Source organism: Mycobacterium gordonae (assembly GCF_001417955.2).
In the GTDB taxonomy this organism is placed as follows: domain Bacteria; phylum Actinomycetota; class Actinomycetes; order Mycobacteriales; family Mycobacteriaceae; genus Mycobacterium; species Mycobacterium gordonae_B.
Map to the genome: position 1 here is coordinate 1 of NZ_LKTM01000261.1, position 569 is coordinate 569.

Annotated in this window: 1 protein-coding gene; it reads right to left on the reverse strand. The window is 64.0% G+C overall.

The features are described 5' to 3' along the window. Positions 1-457: OsmC family protein (locus tag AO501_RS18730; protein WP_055579143.1), on the reverse strand; the 457-nt coding region annotated here is incomplete at its 3' end. Positions 458-569: the final 112 nt, after the last annotated feature.

Consider the following 569-nt stretch of genomic DNA (forward strand, 5'->3'; position numbering starts at 1 on the left):
CACTCACCGGAAAGTTGACCGAATTGGCGATGAAGCACATCCGGTGGGCTTCGTGATGCAACTCGGTGGCATCGCCGACCCGACTCGGCTCGGCGATGGTCACCCGCGGCCGTAACGTAACCTCGGTGAAAACGCCACTGCCCTCGGCGTTTTCGCTCATCACCCCGTCCGGGCGGTCGCTGTAGGCCGTCACGGTGATGCCCGCCTTGGCGCACAGCGCCAGATACCACAGCATGTGGCACTGGGACAGGCTGACCACGAGCAGTTCCTCGGGGTTCCAGCGCTGCGGGTCGCCGCGGAAGGCCGGGTCAGCGCTGCCCAGGATGGTCGGCTTGCCGGACGCCTCGACGCCGGTCACGTCATGGTCGCGTGCGTAATCGCGGTAGCCACTGGTCCCGGAACCCGTATTACCGGTCCAGGTCACCTCGGCCTCGTATCGATGCGTCCGGTTGGCCATGTGCGTGACGGTACCAATCGTGGCGGACAGCCTGGGGACACCACCATTGACACATTGGCACAGATAACTAGACTTTGTGCCATGTCTCTTGGCAGCGTGGCCGACAAAGACG